This window comes from Kitasatospora sp. NBC_00070 (assembly GCF_045041205.1).
Taxonomy (GTDB): Bacteria; Actinomycetota; Actinomycetes; order Streptomycetales; family Streptomycetaceae; genus Kitasatospora.
Genome location: NZ_CP108247.1, coordinates 593,380 through 608,892 on the forward strand (window position 1 = coordinate 593,380; position 15,513 = coordinate 608,892).

At 75.4% G+C, this 15,513-nt stretch carries 18 protein-coding genes; 10 read left to right on the forward strand and 8 right to left on the reverse strand.

All coding sequences use genetic code 11. The features are described from left to right. The first annotated feature begins 137 nt into the window (after positions 1 to 137). On the forward strand, positions 138 to 902 hold the full coding sequence (locus OHV05_RS02755) for a FadR/GntR family transcriptional regulator (RefSeq protein WP_405016141.1): 765 nt from the start codon (positions 138 to 140) through the stop codon (positions 900 to 902). A gap of 21 nt (positions 903 to 923) precedes the next feature. Here the strand turns inward: OHV05_RS02755 and OHV05_RS02760 are convergent, their stop codons facing one another. After that, positions 924 to 1,166 (reverse strand): DUF2277 domain-containing protein, encoded by a 243-nt coding sequence (locus OHV05_RS02760; RefSeq protein WP_405016142.1) that lies wholly within the window; start codon positions 1,164 to 1,166, stop codon positions 924 to 926. Positions 1,167 to 1,256: 90 nt separating this feature from the next. Here OHV05_RS02760 and OHV05_RS02765 point away from each other — a divergent pair, with 90 nt between their 5' ends. The 6 genes from OHV05_RS02765 (at position 1,257) to OHV05_RS02790 (ending at position 7,218) form a co-directional block, all read left to right on the forward strand. Beyond that, complete coding sequence (locus tag OHV05_RS02765) at positions 1,257 to 1,577, forward strand: hypothetical protein (protein ID WP_405016143.1); 321 nt, start codon at positions 1,257 to 1,259, stop codon at positions 1,575 to 1,577. A gap of 150 nt (positions 1,578 to 1,727) precedes the next feature. After that, positions 1,728 to 3,344: a D-alanyl-D-alanine carboxypeptidase/D-alanyl-D-alanine-endopeptidase gene (gene dacB / locus OHV05_RS02770; RefSeq protein WP_405016144.1), complete on the forward strand. Its 1,617-nt coding sequence runs from the start codon at positions 1,728 to 1,730 to the stop codon at positions 3,342 to 3,344. Between the two features lie 327 nt (positions 3,345 to 3,671). After that, on the forward strand, positions 3,672 to 4,910 hold the full coding sequence (locus tag OHV05_RS02775) for a cytochrome P450 (RefSeq protein WP_405016145.1): 1,239 nt from the start codon (positions 3,672 to 3,674) through the stop codon (positions 4,908 to 4,910). Continuing rightward, positions 4,907 to 5,215 (forward strand): hypothetical protein, encoded by a 309-nt coding sequence (locus OHV05_RS02780; RefSeq protein ID WP_405016146.1) that lies wholly within the window; start codon positions 4,907 to 4,909, stop codon positions 5,213 to 5,215. The genes OHV05_RS02775 and OHV05_RS02780 overlap by 4 nt, the downstream gene beginning before the upstream one ends. Next, positions 5,212 to 6,429: a beta-ketoacyl-[acyl-carrier-protein] synthase family protein gene (locus tag OHV05_RS02785; RefSeq protein ID WP_405016147.1), complete on the forward strand. Its 1,218-nt coding sequence runs from the start codon at positions 5,212 to 5,214 to the stop codon at positions 6,427 to 6,429. Before OHV05_RS02780 ends, OHV05_RS02785 begins: the two co-directional genes overlap by 4 nt. Positions 6,430 to 6,450: 21 nt before the next feature. Beyond that, positions 6,451 to 7,218, forward strand: coding sequence for a lysophospholipid acyltransferase family protein (locus OHV05_RS02790; protein ID WP_405016148.1), 768 nt, complete (start codon positions 6,451 to 6,453; stop codon positions 7,216 to 7,218). Positions 7,219 to 7,227: 9 nt separating this feature from the next. On the opposite strand, the gene OHV05_RS02795 is transcribed toward OHV05_RS02790, so the two are convergent. Both OHV05_RS02795 and OHV05_RS02800 read right to left on the reverse strand, forming a co-directional pair. Further along, positions 7,228 to 8,697 (reverse strand): hypothetical protein, encoded by a 1,470-nt coding sequence (locus OHV05_RS02795; protein ID WP_405016149.1) that lies wholly within the window; start codon positions 8,695 to 8,697, stop codon positions 7,228 to 7,230. 19 nt (positions 8,698 to 8,716) lie between these two features. Then, entirely contained in the window at positions 8,717 to 10,099 is a 1,383-nt protein-coding gene (locus OHV05_RS02800) for a hypothetical protein (RefSeq protein ID WP_405016150.1), read from the reverse strand. Between the two features lie 320 nt (positions 10,100 to 10,419). Here OHV05_RS02800 and OHV05_RS02805 point away from each other — a divergent pair, with 320 nt between their 5' ends. Continuing rightward, the gene (locus OHV05_RS02805) at positions 10,420 to 11,229 is read left to right on the forward strand and encodes a peptidoglycan-binding protein (protein WP_405016151.1); all 810 of its coding nucleotides are present in this window, start codon (positions 10,420 to 10,422) and stop codon (positions 11,227 to 11,229) included. A 6-nt stretch (positions 11,230 to 11,235) separates the two neighbouring features. On the opposite strand, the gene OHV05_RS02810 is transcribed toward OHV05_RS02805, so the two are convergent. From OHV05_RS02810 to OHV05_RS02820, 3 genes are read right to left on the reverse strand one after another with little or no spacing between them, the layout of a single operon-like run. Beyond that, complete coding sequence (locus OHV05_RS02810; protein ID WP_405016152.1) at positions 11,236 to 11,841, reverse strand: DUF309 domain-containing protein; 606 nt, start codon at positions 11,839 to 11,841, stop codon at positions 11,236 to 11,238. 39 nt (positions 11,842 to 11,880) lie between these two features. Next, positions 11,881 to 12,051: a hypothetical protein gene (locus tag OHV05_RS02815; RefSeq protein WP_405016153.1), complete on the reverse strand. Its 171-nt coding sequence runs from the start codon at positions 12,049 to 12,051 to the stop codon at positions 11,881 to 11,883. Between the two features lie 42 nt (positions 12,052 to 12,093). Then, positions 12,094 to 12,600, reverse strand: coding sequence for a phosphohydrolase (locus OHV05_RS02820; RefSeq protein WP_405021377.1), 507 nt, complete (start codon positions 12,598 to 12,600; stop codon positions 12,094 to 12,096). Between the two features lie 153 nt (positions 12,601 to 12,753). On the opposite strand from OHV05_RS02820, the gene OHV05_RS02825 reads away from it, so the two are divergent. Beyond that, the gene (locus tag OHV05_RS02825; protein ID WP_405016154.1) at positions 12,754 to 13,383 is read left to right on the forward strand and encodes a uridine kinase; all 630 of its coding nucleotides are present in this window, start codon (positions 12,754 to 12,756) and stop codon (positions 13,381 to 13,383) included. Positions 13,384 to 13,416: 33 nt separating this feature from the next. On the opposite strand, the gene OHV05_RS02830 is transcribed toward OHV05_RS02825, so the two are convergent. Next, positions 13,417 to 14,208: a DNA-formamidopyrimidine glycosylase family protein gene (locus OHV05_RS02830; protein ID WP_405016155.1), complete on the reverse strand. Its 792-nt coding sequence runs from the start codon at positions 14,206 to 14,208 to the stop codon at positions 13,417 to 13,419. A 224-nt stretch (positions 14,209 to 14,432) separates the two neighbouring features. Here OHV05_RS02830 and OHV05_RS02835 point away from each other — a divergent pair, with 224 nt between their 5' ends. Further along, positions 14,433 to 14,585 (forward strand): hypothetical protein, encoded by a 153-nt coding sequence (locus OHV05_RS02835; protein ID WP_405016156.1) that lies wholly within the window; start codon positions 14,433 to 14,435, stop codon positions 14,583 to 14,585. Between the two features lie 49 nt (positions 14,586 to 14,634). On the opposite strand, the gene OHV05_RS02840 is transcribed toward OHV05_RS02835, so the two are convergent. Continuing rightward, entirely contained in the window at positions 14,635 to 15,483 is an 849-nt protein-coding gene (locus tag OHV05_RS02840) for an S-methyl-5'-thioadenosine phosphorylase (protein WP_405016157.1), read from the reverse strand. Positions 15,484 to 15,513 lie beyond the last annotated feature (30 nt).

The following is a 15,513-nucleotide window of genomic DNA, read 5'->3' on the forward strand; positions in this document are numbered from 1 at the left end:
CGGTGGGGGAGGTCCGAAACGTGCGCCCACGGCGTTGTGGAGATCAATGGACTGGAACCAGACCATTGATGTGGTGAGCATGTTTCCCCCGACCACGCCGCGCCGTCAAGGGGCCCGGGCATGGGTACGATTCCGGCGTGGACTCCGAGGCCGACGAGGCGGGCGGGCAGGGCTCGCTGATGGACTGGCAGGGCGGGGCGATCTTCCGCCCGGTCCGGACCGGCAACGCCTTCGAGGAGACGGTCGAACGCATCCTGGAGGCACTCAAGCTCGGCGTCTTCGGCTACGGCGACCGGCTGCCCGCCGAGCGCGACCTGGCCGCCCGGCTGCACGTCAGCCGGGAGACCCTGCGCGAGGCGATCCGCTCGCTCCAGCTGGCCGGCTGCGTGGAGTCCAGACGCGGCCGCTACGGCGGCACCTTCGTCACCTACCGGCTGCCGCCGCCCGACCCCGATCTCGGCCAACTCCGGCGCGCGGTCCAGGACATGGGGGCCGAGCTGGAGGACGCGCTGACCTTCCGGATGGTGCTGGAGACCGGCGCCTCCGAGCAGGCCGCCCGGCGCGCGCTCAGCGCCGAGCAGTCCGCCTACCTGACCCGGCGCCTGGACGAACTGGAACGGTCCGGGCCGGAGGAGTACCGGCAGCTCGACTCCCGCTTCCACCTGGCCATCGCGGAGCTGACCGGCTCCCGCTCACTTGCCGCCGGGGTGGCCGAGAGCCGGATGCGGCTGAACGACCTGCTGAACGCGATCCCGGTGCTCGGGCGGAACATCGACCACGCCTCGGAGCAGCACCACGCCATGGTCCGGGCCATCCTGGACGGCGACGTCGAGGCCGCCCGACGGGTCACCGAGGAGCACCTGGAAGCGACTGCGGCCCTGCTCCGGGGCTTCCTCGGCTGACCCCCGTCCCCGCCCCCAGCCTCAGTGCTGGTGCTCGTGGTCCGGACCGTGCCGGTGCGCACCCCGCACCACCAGGTGCTCCAGCAACTCCCGGGTGGCCGCCGTCACGGCGGCCACCGCCAGGTCGAACGCCTCCTGGTTGTGCGCCGCCGGCGCCCGGAAACCGGAGACCTTCCGGACGTACTGCAGCGCGGCCGCGTGGATGTCGTCCTCGGTCACTTCGGGGGTCACCGGGGCGCGCAGGGTCTTGATGCTTCGGCACATGCATCCAGTCTGCCCCCTCACGCTCCCCTCACAGGTGACAGGGGGTGATGGTCCGCGTCCCGGGGTACCGTGGCGGGTAACTCTTGACGCATGATCACGCACGGCCGCGAGGCCGGAGAGCAGCGGGGAGGCACAGTGGAGACCTGGGCGACGTGGACCACACAGGGCATCCGGGCCGGGCACGAGGGTGTCCTGACCGAGGAGCTCGGAGCCATCACCGGAGACCTCACCCTGCACACCACGTGGGTGGACGGCGAGGCCCGGATCACCATCCAGTACACCGGGGCGCAGGACTGGTTCACCGTGGTCGGCAGCCCCGTCCCGGTGGCCGACGAGACGGCGGCGCGCAATCTGCACCAGGCGATGGTCGAGGCCACCAAGGCCGGTGGCGGGGCGCGCGTGCCGTCCTGATCGGGGCTGCTCCGGGCAGCTGTGGGTGATCACCCGGCTGCTAGTCTGTGTACGCCAAACGGGGGGCTCCGGGCCGTTCCGCGCCGGATTCTCCGGGCGCGGTGGGTTTGTCGTGCGCCTCGTCGTACCCGAGACTGCCCAGGAGCACTCTTGCTGCCCGCGAGCACCCATCGCCGCCGTGTCCTGCCCTTCGCCGCCGTCGCCATCGCCGCCTCGCTGCTCGCGGGCGTCGCGCAGGCCGACACCTCCACCCCGGCCGACCCGAAGCTGATCGCCGACCTGGACGCGATCCTGGCCGACCCCCGGCTGGCCACCGCCCAGGCGGGCGTGCAGGTGGTGGACACCAGCACCGGTCAGGTGGTCTACCAGCACCAGGCGGACGCGCTGCTCACCCCGGCCTCCACCCTGAAGACCATCACCTCCGCCGCCGCCCTGGAGCTGCTCGGCGAGAACCACGTCTTCACCACCGAGGTCCGCACCACCGGCAGCCGCTACAGCTCGGTCCTCAACGGCGACCTGATCCTGCGCGGCGGCGGCGACCCGAGCCTGCAGCCCAAGGACCTGGACGACCTGGCCGCCCAGGTGGCCGCGGCCGGCATCACCACCGTCACCGGCCGGGTGCTCGCCGACGGCAGCCGGTACGACTCCGTCCCGCTCGGGCCCGGCTGGGCCTGGGACGACGAGGCGTACTCCTACAGCCCGCAGATCTCCGGGCTCACCGTCGCCCCGGACGCCGAGTACTCGATGGACACCGTCAAGGTGACCGTCACCCCGGCCGCCACCGCGGGCCAGCCCGCCACCGTGACCCTTTTCCCGGCCGAGGCGCCGGTGAAGTTCGCCGGGCAGATCACCACCGGTGCGGCCGGCAGCGGCAACACCAGCGGCGTCGAGCGCCGACGGGGCGTCAACGAGCTGACGCTGACCGGCAGTCTGGCCGTCGGCTCCGCGCCGGTCACCTCCTTCGCCACGGTGGAGGACCCGACCACCTACACCGGCGAGGTGTTCGCCGGCGCGCTGGCCAAGCACGGCGTCCGGGTGCTGCGTCCGGCCAAGGCTGCCACCGGCACCGAGACCTCGCAGACCCTGGTCGGCCACGCCTCCCGGCCGCTCGGTGAGCTGCTGGTGCCGATGCTCAAGCTCAGCAACAACGGCATCGCCGAGCACCTGCTCAAGGAGATCGGCAAGGTCAAGGGCAACCAGGGTAGCTGGAGCGCCGGCGTCACCCAGGTGAACGGCTTCCTCAAGACCAACGGCCTGGAGCAGCCGACCGGCCGTCAGGTGGACGGCTCCGGCCTGTCCCGGTACGACCTGGTCAGCGCCTCCAAGCTGACCGCCCTGCTGAAGCTCGCCCCGAACAAGCCGTGGTTCAAGACCTGGTACGACGCCCTCCCGGTGGCGGGCAACCCCGCGCCGCTGGTCGGCGGCACCCTGGCCGCCCGGATGCGCGGCACCGCCGCCGAGAACAACGTGCACGCCAAGAGCGGCTCGATGGGCGGCGTCGACAACCTGGTCGGCTACGCCACCGCACCCGACGGCCGTCGGCTGGCCTTCTCGGTCCTGGTCAACAACTTCCCGGGGGCCCGCCCGCGCAGCGTCCTGGACGCCATCGCGGTGCGGCTGGCCACCGGCCCGGCGGTCACGCCGCCGGCTCCCGCCGCCCCGGCCGCTCCCGGCCTGAAGTCGTTCAACGCCCCGGCGCTGCACGACGCCCCGGCCGAGGTCCCGGCCACCCGCTGGGAGGAGTGCGAGACGTTCGGCCGCTGCTGAGTCTCCGACGACGGCGCCGCACCCCCGCTCCGGGGGTGCGGCGCCGTCGTCGTCCCGGCGAACCGACCGATCGTCAGTGCACCGGATGCGCACCGCCCGCCCCCTGGCGGTACAGACCAGTCGCGCCGGAGCCCGAGGACAGTCCGTCCACGTAGCAACCCGCCTCGGGGGCAAGGCAGTTCGGCAGCTCGCCAGCCATCAGTTCGGCTGGTACCGATGACACATCGGATCTTGTGACGGTGATTGGACTTTCGCCGTGGTGCCCGCGCAGAGTCGGTCTGGCCGCCCACCACGTGCCGGTCGGTCCAAGCGAAACGAGTCATTCAGGTGTCGAGCACGCGTGCCCGGGAACTGGTCCGGGCCTGGTTGGGGACCACGGACCCCGAGGCGATCGGCGCGGTGTACGCCGGGCTGCGGGCGGCCGGGCCGCTGGTCCGCACGCCCTGGGGCGCGCAGGTGGTGCCCGGGTACGCGGACGTCCGGCGGGCGCTGGTCGACCCGGCGCTGGTGATGCTCGACTCCTCCTGGCGGGACGGCCGGACGCCGGGCTGGCGGGACAGCCCCGCCACCGCGGCGCTCTGCGACTCGCTGCTGATGCAGAACCCGCCCGAACACCCGGTCAACCGACGCCCGGTGGTGGCGGCCTTCACCGCCCGCTCGGTGGCGGCCCTGGACGGTCCGATCCGGGCCCGGGTCGCGGCCGCCGTCGACGACTTCGCCCGGACGCTGCGTCAGGACGGGGCGGCGGACCTGATCGGCGACCTCTGCCGGCCGCTGCCCGCGGCGGTGCTGTGCCGGCTGGCCGGGTTCCCCGGGCGCGACGCCGCCTGGCTGGCCGAACTGGCCGCCGTGCTGTCCACCGGCGGCGAGATCCGCCGCCCGCTGGACGAGCTCCGGGCCGCCGACCGGGCGGCCGGCGAACTGCTGCGCTACTTCGGTGAGTCGGCCGACAGCCGGGAACCGGCCCCCGGCGTCGGACCGTTCGACACCGGCCAGCTGTTCGCGCTGGTCGCGGCCGGCCTGATCACCAGTACCCATCTGCTCGGCAACCTCTGCGACCGCCTGCTCAGGACCGCCCCCGACGACCTGGCGGCCGCGACCGCCCCCGGGCACCGGGCGGCGCTGATCGAGGAGACCCTGCGCTGGGACCCGCCGGTGAAGCTGGCCACCCGGCGGGCCGCCCGTCGCACCACGGTCGCGGGCCTGGAAATCCCGGCAGGAACGGTGCTGCACCTGATGATCGGTGCCGCCCACCGCGACCCGGCCCACTACCCCGATCCGGACGTGTTCGCCCCGGGCCGGGACCACCGGCCCGGCTTCCCGTTCGGCCACGGCGGCCACTTCTGCCCCGGCGCGGCGCTGGCCCGGGCCCAGGCGGAGGTCTTCCTGGAGCACTTCGCCGCGCACCTGCCGGACCTGCGGCCGAGCGGCCCGCTGCGCCGCCGCACCGGACCGAGCTTCACCGAACCGGTCGGCCTGCCGGTGGTCCGCCGACTTCCCGCCCCGCGTCCCGCCCCGTCCCGGGGCGAGGTCGTCCGCTTATCCCCGCACGGAGGACTCCGATGACTGCCCCGAACGACCCGTACTCCCGGCTGGTCCGTCTCCTGATCGGTCCGCTGGAGGTGGACTTCGCCCTGGTCTCCCCCGAAGTCACCATCGCCGAGCTCGAGTTGGACTCGCTGGCGGCGGAGGAGTTCGTGCTGCTGGCCGCCGAGGAGTTCGGCACCGACGACACCGCGCCGTACGACCTGGCGGGGGTGCCGCTGGCCGAACTGGCCGCCCGGCTGGCCGGTGCCGCGCCGGGTGACGAGACGGGCGCCGACCTGGCTGACGCCCCGTCACCGTCCGGCCTGGCGCGGGTGTCCGGTTGATCCGGGCCGTGGTGACCGGCGTCGGGATGGTGACGCCGGCCGGGGTGGGGGCCGAGGCGAGCTGGGCCGGGATCTGCGCGGGCCGGCCCACCGCGAAGGCCGATCCCGAACTGGCGGGCTCCCCGGTCGGGATCTCCTGCCGGGTGCCGGGGTTCGACCCGGAGGCCCTGCTCGGCGCCGGGCCGGCCCACCGGCTCGACCGGGTCTCCCAGTTCGCCCTGGCGGCGGCCCGCGAGGCGGTCGCCAAGGCCGGGCTGGACCACCGGGACTGGGACGGCACCCGGGTGGGCCTGGTGCTCGGCGTCGGCGGGTGGGGCGCCAACACCCTGGAGACCCAGCACCGGCGGCTGCTGGATCTCGGGCCGGCCAAGGTCAGCCCGTACTTCCTGCCGATGGCGCTGCCGACCGGGGTGATCGCGCCGATCGCCATCGAGTTCGGCGTGCACGGGCCGACCCACGTGGTCTGCACCGCCTGCGCCTCGGGCACCAGTGCGATCGGCCAGGCCCGGCTGCTGATCGCCACCGGGGCCTGCGACCTGGTGCTGGCCGGCGGCTGCGAGGCGTCCCTGACCCCGTTGATCAGCACCGGCTTCGCCCGGATGGGGGCGCTGTCCCGTCGGAACGGGGACCCGGCCGGGGCGTCCCGGCCGTTCGACGCCGACCGGGACGGCTTCGTGCTGGGCGAGGGAGCCGCCGTGCTGGTGCTGGAGGCCGAGGAGCACGCCCGGAGCCGGCGGGCCCGGCCGCTGGCCGCCGTGGCGGGGTTCGGCGCGACCAACGACGCGTACCACGTGGCCGCGCCCGACCCGGCGGCCACCATGGCGACCGCCGCGATCCGCCGGGCGCTGGCCGACGCCGGGGCCTCGGCGGGCGAGGTGGACCACGTCAACGCGCACGGCACCGGCACCCGGCTGAACGACGGCACCGAGGCCCTGGCGATCCGGTCCGCCGTCCGGTCCACCCCGAGCGTCACCTCGGTCAAGGGCGTGACCGGCCACCCGCTGGGCGCCGCGGGCGCGATCGAGGCGGCCTGCACCGTGCTGGCCATCCGGGACGGCCTGGTGCCGCCGACCGCCAACCTCGAACGGCTGGACCCGGAGATCGACCTGGACGTGGTGACCGGCCGGGCCCGGCCGCAGCGGATCGAGCTGGCGCTCAGTCAGTCGCTGGGCTTCGCCGGGCACAACGCGGTCCTCGCCTTCACCTCGCCCTGACCCGCACCGGGAGACCCACCCATGCAGAGCACCGCCCAGCACCCCGCCTGGCAGCTGGTCGACAGCGCCGTCAGACTGCTGTCCCGGTACTACTTCCGGGTCGAGCTGGTCGGCCTGGAGAACCTGCCGGACGAGGGCGGGGCGCTGCTCGCGGCCAACCACGCCGGGATGATCCCGCTCGACTCGGTGCTGATCGTCACCGCCGTCCGGCAGCACCACCCACGGGGGCGGACGGTGCACGCGATCGCCGACGAGCTGCTGTTCAAGGTGCCGGTACTGGGCGAGCAGGCCCGCCGCTCCGGCCAGGTCTGGGCGACCGACCCGGCCGGCACCAGGCGGCTGCTGACCGGGGGTCAGCTGGTGCTGACCTACCCCGAGGGCGTCCACGGGCTGGGCAAGGGCTGGGCCAACCGGTACCGGGTGCAGGACTTCGGCCGGGGCGGGTTCGCCGCCGTGGCGATGGCCGCCGGGGTGCCGATCGTGCCGGTCACCGTGATCGGCACCGAGGAGGCGTACCCGGTGCTGGCCAACTGCAAGCCGCTGGCCCGCCTGCTCGACCTGCCGTACATGCCGGTCACCCCCACCCTGCCGCTGCTCGGCCTCGCCGGGCTGCTGCCGCTGCCCGCCAAGGTGACGCTGGTGTTCGGCGAGCCGATCCCGACCTCCCCGGCGAACGGCGCCCGGGCCCTGCGGGAGCAGGCCGGGGCGCTCGCCGGGGAGATCCGCTCGGTGATCCAGACGACCCTGGACGAGTGGGTCGGGCGCCGCCGCCACGGCGGCTTCGGCTGAGACCCCCCGTCAGGTGCGGTCGGGCCCGCCCGCGGCCCGGCCCAGTCGGTCGGCGGCGTGCCGCAGGTCGGCCGCGGTGACCGCGCACCGGCGGGCGTGACCGAGCAGCGCCGTCCGGAACCGCTCACCGACCGGGCCGGTCCACCGGGCGTCCTCGGCACAGGCGGTCAGCCCTTCGGCGTGCCGGGCCAGCCTGGCGGCACCGGCCGCGGCCAACTGGACGTAGTGGACGGTCGGTTCCCCTTGCGGGGCCACCACCCGGGAGCTGCCGGGCCGGTGCCTGACCTCCCGGGCGCGGACCGGGTCGGCCACACCGTCGACCGGGTCCGGGTCGTGGAAGGCCAGCCGCAGCACCGTCGGGTCGAGGGTGGCCGGCAGCCGGTCGCGGTCCAGCGCCGGGGAGAGCAGCACGGGACGCGCGGCCGCCAGGACGGCTCCGACCACGGCCTCGGCCACCGTGACGGCCGTCGCGGTGGCCGGGCAGGGGGTGGGTGAACTGCACAGCGGCGAGGGCGGTCCGGACGGCGCGGTCCGGCCCGGCTGCTGCCGGGCCAGCGCGTTGAGTACGGCGGAGGCGCACAGCAGCCGGGACCCGGCCGGGATCCCGGTGCCCTGCCAGTCGAAGGGCGCCGTGGTCCGGTAGGTGCTGGCGGCGATCGGCGGCCAGTGGTCCAGCGCGGTCCGCACGGCCTCCTCCGCACCCTCGGTGCCCAGGGCGGCCAGGGCGAGCGCGGCCGGGACGGTGTGGCAGAGCGCCTCGGTGACCACGGCCAGCGCGTGTTCGAGGGCCGGCGCGGACTCCGGCGGTCCGTCCGGACCGCCCCGGACCGTGCCGGGCAGGTAGGGGTCGAGCCGACGGCGCAGCGCGTCCGCCCACTCGGCCTCCCGGCGGGTCCCGGTGGCGGCCACAGCGGCGGCCAGCACCCGGCTCAGCACGGTGTCCTCGGCCGCCGCGTCCCCCACCACCACGCGACGGGCGATCCGCTGGGCCGCGTCGGTCCAGTCCTGACGGGTGATCAGGTCCTCGGCGTCGCGCTCCGCCAGCAGCCGTTCGGTCTCCTGGGCGGCCACCGCGGCGGCGGTCCGGCCCAGCGCCCGGACGGGGCGGCTGGGGGCGGCGCAGGCGAGTTGGCCGCGCGGACGGCCCGCGTGGTCCAGGCCCTCCCCCGGGCCGAGCGCGCCGGCCGCCCCGGCCGCCCGGAGCAGCTCGGCGGCGTCCGGGCCGCTGACCGGGACCAGGTAGCTGCCGAGCGGGGTCGGCAGCCGGAGCGGGTGTCCGGCGTGGACCCGGTGCAGGTGGCCGGCCAGCAGCTCGGTGAGGCCGTCCAGGGTGAGCGGCCGGACGCCGAGCGCCCGGGCGGGTGCGTCCAGCCACGGGAGTTGGCGGGCGGTCAGCAGCGCGCCGAGTACGGCGCCCTCGTAGGACCAGAGCGCCGACGGCCTGGGCGGGCGGTCCGGCTTCTGGGTTGTCGTCGTCACCTGGGGCAGCCTTCCGGGGTCAGTGGTCACGCAGCAGGTAGAGCTGGTTGCCGACGATCTCTCCGTCGTACCGGCTCAGCAGCTGGTTGGCGGTGTCCCGCTGGGCCGCCGCGAGGCCGCGCAGCGAGATCGCGTACGCCTGCGGCGAGTGGCTCAGCGGGTAGTCGAACGTCGCGTCCAGCCAGGCCAGTTCGGTCCAGCCGGGCGGCAGGTCCTGCGGGGAGGCCGGGCCCCGGCCGTCCATGCCGGTGATGATGTCGTAGCCGTTGACCAGGCTGATCACCTTGGTGTCCGGGTCGGCCGGGCGTTTGTCGTCGATCGCCGAGCCGGTCGGCAGGACGTGGGTGAGCCGGTAGGTGGTGACGAACCCGAGGTCCGCGGCCAGGTTCATCGCGGCCATGCCGCCGAGGCTGTGGCCGATGATCATCAGCTCGGCGCCGACCGGGACGCCCGCCGACTCCAGGGCGCGCCGGGCCGCCCGGGTGTACGTGGTGTCGGTGTTCAGCGTGTTGTCGATCCCGCCGGCCAGGTCGGCGGGGGTGTTGTTGCTCAGCTTGGCGAAGGACAGCCCGGGCAGCAGCAGGACGTAACGGGTCGCGCCGTCGGTGCAGTTGATCCGGCGCAGCAGGGCGGCGCCGTGGTTGCCGAGCGCGGCCATGTTGTCGAGGTAGCTGGTGATGTCGTTCGCCGAGCCGGCCATCACCTCGGCCAGCAGCGGGTCGGGGTCGACCGCCTCGGCCCGGCCCGGTCCGCGCTCCAGGTGCGAGATCCAGCCGGACGGGAGGCCGAACACCGGGTCGGTGGGCGGCAGTTCGCCGTGCAGGACGGCCCAGGCCGCATCGTCGTTGAACGGGTTCTCGTCGAGCAGCCCGGCCCAGGCCAGCAGCTCCTGGGCCACCGGCCCGAGCGTGGTCAACGACCTGGTGACACCGAGCCGTTCGACCAGGGCGCGCCAGGCCCGGACGGTCTCCGGCCGGTCCCGGGCGGCCACCGCCCCGACCAGCCGGGCCACCAGCGGCGACTCCAGGTTGGGATGCTCGAACGCCGCGGCCCGGACCCGCAGGTCGAACGCGTCCGCCGCCATCGCCACGGCGGCGGACCGCTGCCTGGCGAGCGCCCCGGCCCACCGGAACGCCTCGCCGACCGGGCCGCCGAGCGGGCCGAAGCCGAGCCCGGCCGGGTTGAACAGCGTCCGCGCCACCGAGGCGGCCGCCACCGCGGCGGGGGCGGGCGCCCGGACCGCGTCGAGGGCGAACCGCCGGCCGGTGATCCCGGCGGTGAGTTCCGCCCCGGCCCGGCGCAGCTCCAGCGCGGCCTCGGCCAGCAGGACGGAGGCCCGCAGCAGGAGTTCCGCGTCCGGGCCGGGTGGCGCGGGCCGACTCTTCTCGGCGGTGGGGCGCAAGGTTTCTCCTCCTGGGCGTGCGGTCGGGCGAGCGGCGCGCTCGGCACCGTCGCCTCCTGACTACCACCCCGGGGCCGCCCCGGGCCGCGCCCGAAACCCGTTCCCGGTCAGGTTCACCCGGACGTGTCCGCCCTGCGGCGAGCGGTGGACCGGCGCCGGGCGCCCCGGCGTACGGGCCCCGGCGTGCCGGTGCACGGGGCGGGTCCATCCGGGTGAGCGGGGCGGCATCGACCGGGGAACCTCCGCAGCTCAGAACTACGCTGACGGCGGTTCAGCACCCGCGTCGGCCGGACACGGCCCGCTCGTCGTTTGGAGACCACATGTCCGGAGCCAGGGCCATGCTGCAGACCGCCCGGGGCCATCTCGGCTACCGCGAGGGCGCCGACAACCAGAACCGCTTCTCGGCCGCGATGGGCCGCCCCGCCGAGAGCTGGTGCGCCGACTTCGTCGCCGCCGTCGCGGTGGAGAGCGGCAACGCGGGCCGCTACCCGGACACCGCCTCCTGCTCGGTCGCCCGGGGCTGGTTCGAGCGGCGCGGCCGGCTCTCGGTCTATCCCGCGATCGGCGCCCAGGTGCTGTTCGGCACCCCCGAGGGCCCGTACGGCCCGGGCGGCGAGCACACCGGGCTGGTGCTCGGGTACACCGCCACCACCATCACGGTGGTGGCGGGCAACACCAACGACGACGGCTCGGCCAACGGCGACGGCGTCTACCGCCGGGTCTACCAGCGCCGCTCCCGCTACGTCGACTCCTACGGCTACCCCGACTTCCCCGAGGGCCTGGTCGCCGCCGACCCCGCCTGGCGCGACCGCCCCGGCGTCCGGTACTTCGGCCGGCAGGCGGACGAGTCCGACCTGCCCGCCCCGCTGATCCCCCGTCAGGTGGTGATCGACGGCCGCCCGTACGGCCCCGGCGCGGTCGGCGACCACATCACCACCCTCGGCCGGCTGCTGGTCGCGGCCGGCTGCTCGCACTACGCCGAGGGCCCGGGCCCGGTCTGGGGCCCGGCCGACACCGAGAGCTTCCGTCAGTACCAGCTCAGCATCGGCGACTCCGGCGCCGATGCCGACGGCATCCCGGGGCCCCGGCAGCTCCACCGGCTGGAGGCCGACTACGGCGACCGGATCTGACAGGCCCTAGCGCCGCGCCCGCAGCGCCGGGACCTCCGGCGCGGGCACCGTGGTGGACACGGCGGCCGGTCGGGCGGCCCAGCGGCGGATGGCCGCGACCTCGATGCCGAACGGCGGGGCGGCCTCGAACGGGGCCAGCCCCTCCGCCGCCCGGGCCAGCAGGGCCGCCGCGCCGGTCGGGTTGCCCCGGGCGGCGTGGGTGAGGCCGACCGCGTACTGGGCGAGGGCGCGCCAGAGCGGGCGCTCCGGCTCCGGGGCGGCCTTCCAGCGGTCCTCCAGCACCTCGTGGGCGTGGAACGGCTTTCCGGCGTCCAGCAGTTGCTGGGCCTCGGTGAGCGTCCGCCCCGCCGAGCGCTGCACGCCCTCGGGCTGGCGCGGGGCGCCCTGGGTCCCGTACGGGAGCGGTCGGCCCAGGCCGTCGCGCGGCCGCCCGTTCCGGGCCCGGCCGGCCGCGTCGCGGTCCCGCCCGGGGCGCCGCCCCGGGGCGGGGGCGGCCGGCGGGGCCGCTCCCCCGCACACGCAGGCCGGGCCCTCGCGGAGCCGCCCGCACTCCAGGCAGACCTGCTCCAGCCGGCACACCGCGTCCCCGCCGCCGTTCTCCGTGTCTCCCATACCGCGATTGTCCCGCGTCGGCGGGGCGGCGGGCACCGGTCAGCGCAGCGGGTCCTCCGTCGGCTCGTCCTCCCGGTCGCCCTCGGCCCGCGACTCCTGCCAGGCGTGGGCGACCTGGTAGGAGGTGACGCCCTCCTCCGGATCGGCTGACCGGACGTCCTCCCGGTCCGTCGCGGCCTTGTCGCTGAAGCGCTCCTGGATGTCCGACATGGCGGCGCTCCCTCCTGGTCGGGTACCTCCAGCCTGCGCCCGTCAGTCCGCCGGGGCCAGCTCCGCCAGCAGCGCGGGGTTGACCACGGACAGCACCGCCCGGATGTCCGCCACCGCCGCGGCGGGCCAGAGCACCGCGCGGGCCGAGCGGTAGCGCTCGGCCAGCCGCTCCCGGTCGGCCGGGGCCAGCGCGGCGGCCCGGTCCGGGTGGGAGTTGTGCGCGTTGTCGGAGATCTTCAGCAGGGTGGCCGCGTGGTCGGTGACCACCTGCCGGAGCATCTCCCGGTAGCCCACCCCGGGCAGTCTGGTCACCCGCCGCACGGTCGCCACCACGCTGAACGGCACCCCCGCGCGCAGCAGGTCGTCGGCGGTCAGCGGGGTGTCCTCCAGGACGTCGTGCAGCAGTCCGGCCATCTGCAGCCCGATCCCGAACGGGGCGACACCCGCCGCCACCGCCCGGACGTGCCCGATGTACGGCGCGCCGACCTTGTCGAACTGTCCGGCGTGCGCCTCGGCCGCCAGGGCGTCGACGTCGGCAAGGCTCAGCATGGGCACAGCGCTTTTCCTCCAGGGCAGATGACGGTCCGTCAGCCGATCGGCCGCCGGTCTGGCGCGACGATAGCACCGGCCCGAACGGCCCCTTCGCAGCAGCCCGGGGCATACTTCGACGGACCCACCGACCAGAGGCAGGAGACCGATCCCGTGCGGGTGCACCCCATCTCCCCGGAGCGGCTGGCGGAACTGCTCGCCGACCGGATCGCCGACCTGTCCGCCGACGGCCGCCGGACCAGGGTGGCGCTGGACGGCGCCCCCGCCGCCGGGCCCGGCGCGCTGGCGGACGCCCTGGTCGAACCGCTGCGGCTGCGCGGACGCCCCGTCCTGCGGGTCTCGGCGGCCGACTTCCTGCGCCCCGCCTCGGTCCGGCTGGAGTACGGCCACCAGGACGCCGACGCGTACCACGACAGCTGGCTGGACGACGGCGCGCTGCTGCGCGAGGTGCTCGACCCGCTGGAGCCCGGCGGCACCGGCCGCGTCCTGCCCACCTTCTGGGACCCGGCCACCGACCGGGCCACCCGGGCCGGGTACCTGGAACTCCCGCCCGGCGGCGTCCTGCTGCTGGACGGCCCGCTGCTGCTCGGCCGCCGGCTGCCGTTCGAGCTCACCGTGCACCTCGCCCTGAGCCCCGCCGCGCTGGCCCGCCGCACGGCCGCCGAGGAGCGCTGGACGCTGCCCGCCTTCGCCCGCTACCAGGCCGAGACCGATCCGAGCGCGCTCGCCGACCTCACCGTGCGCTGCGACGACCCCCGGCACCCGGCCCTGATCGAACCCTGACCGGTCGAAGGGGGGTCCACCGGCCCCGGCTCCTCATCGAGGAGTAGGCCCGCGCTGGCAGCGCGGGCACCAGTACGCGGGGCGCTCCCGGTCGTGCCGGGCGGTGCGGACGGGTGTGCCGCAGCGCAGGCAGGGGCGGCCGGCCCGGCCGTAGACCCAGTGCTGCCGGCCCGGGCGGGGGTCGGGGGTGGTCGGATGGCCCGGCCGCTCCCGGTTGGCGTCGAGCAGCTGGTGGGCGCGGGCGGCCAGCCGGTCCAGTACGGGACGGGCGTCGGCGACCGGAGCCCAGGGCGTGAGCGCGGCCAGGAAGCACAGCTCGTTGGCGTAGATGTTGCCGATCCCGGCCAGATTGCGCTGGTCCAACAGGGCGGCGCCGAGCGCCCGTTCGGGGTCGGCGGCCAGTCGGCGGACCGCCTCGGCCGGGTCCCAGTCCGGGCCCAGCAGGTCGGGCCCGAGGTGGCCGACCACGGTGTCCTCCTCGGCGGTGCGGAGCAGCTGGACCACCGGCAGCCGGTATCCGACGGCGGTCCGCCCCTCGACCCCGAGCACCGCGCGGATCTGGTGCCCGGCACCGCCGGTCCAGCGCTCCCCCGGGCCGAACAGCGCCCATCGGCCGTCCATCCGCAGGTGGGTGTGCAGGGTCAGCCCGCCGTCGAACCTGGTCAGCAGGTGCTTGCCGCGCGGGATCGTGCCGAGCACCCGGCGCCCCGTCAGATCGGCGGTGGCGTGGGCGGGCACCCGCAGGTCGGCGGTGAGCAGCGGCAGACCGGTGAGCGCGCGGTCCAGCTGCCCGGCGACGCGGTGGACGGAGTCTCCTTCTGGCACTCGTCCATCATCGGGCAGCGGGGCCGACCGGGTCGTCGGTCCGGCCTCGGGAAGCCGGGGGCAAACCGGCACTTCACCCTTCGATCAACAGGCGTACATCTGAATGTGCCCGAAATTACAAGGCGTTGGTCTCGATCTGGTGTAGAATCGTAAGCACAGAGGGTGGCCCGAGGGGCTGACATCACGGTGATGTCGTCGGACCACCCGTCGACAGGGGGACCATCATGACCTTCCAACTCGAAGCAGCACGCGCGACCATCGACACCCGGCTGCGCGAGGCCGAGGACCACCGCATCCGGCGCGCGCTCCGGCTCAGGGACCGCGCGGACCGTGCCGACCGGCGCGCCCGTCAGGCGCTCATCGTCCTCGCCGGGTGACCGCCCGTCCCGTCTGACCGGCCGCCATCGCACCAGCGGTGACGGCCGGTCAGACGCCCGGCAGACCGGTCGCCAGACCGTCCAGGGCGTGCGAGCACAGGCAGTCGCGGGTCGCGGGCAGGCTCTCCAGCGCCTTGAACAGCACGGTGCGCAGCCGGTCCACGTTCCGGCCGAACACCTCCAGCACCTCCGCGTGGGTGACGCCCTCGCCGCTCTCCACCCCGGCGTCCAGGTCGGTGACCAGGGCCAACGAGGTGTAGCAGAGCCCGAGTTCACGGGCCAGCACGGCCTCCGGATGGCCCGTCATCCCGACCACCGACCAGCCGTTGGCGGCGAACCAGCGCGACTCCGCCCGGGTGGAGAACCTCGGGCCGCCGATCACCACCAGCGTGCCGCCGTCCACCGGCTCCCAGGCGCAGTCCCGCGCGGCGGCCAGCGCCACCCGCCGCCCGTCGGGGCAGTACGGGTCGGCCATCGACACGTGCACCACCTCGGGCCGGCCACCTCCGGGCAGCGGCAGACCGTCGTAGTAGGTCTGCTGCCGGCCGTCGGTCCGGTCCACGAACTGGTCCGGCAGCACCAGCGTCCCGGGCCCGTACTCCTCCCGCAGCCCGCCCACCGCGCACGGGCCGAGCACCTGCCGCACCCCCAGCGAGTGCAGCGCCCACAGGTTGGCCCGGTAGTTGATCCGGTGCGGCGGCAGCCCGTGGTCCCGGCCGTGCCGGGGCAGGAACGCCACCGACCGCCCGGCCACCTCCCCGACGAACACCGCGTCGCTCGGCGCCCCGTACGGGGTCTCCACCGTCACCTCGGTGACGTCGTCCAGCAGCGCGTACAGGCCCGAGCCCCCGATCACCCCGATCTCGGCACGGACGGTACGGGCGGTGCTCTCGCTCATGGTGACGGCCTCTCAGTCGGCGGCTCCGGC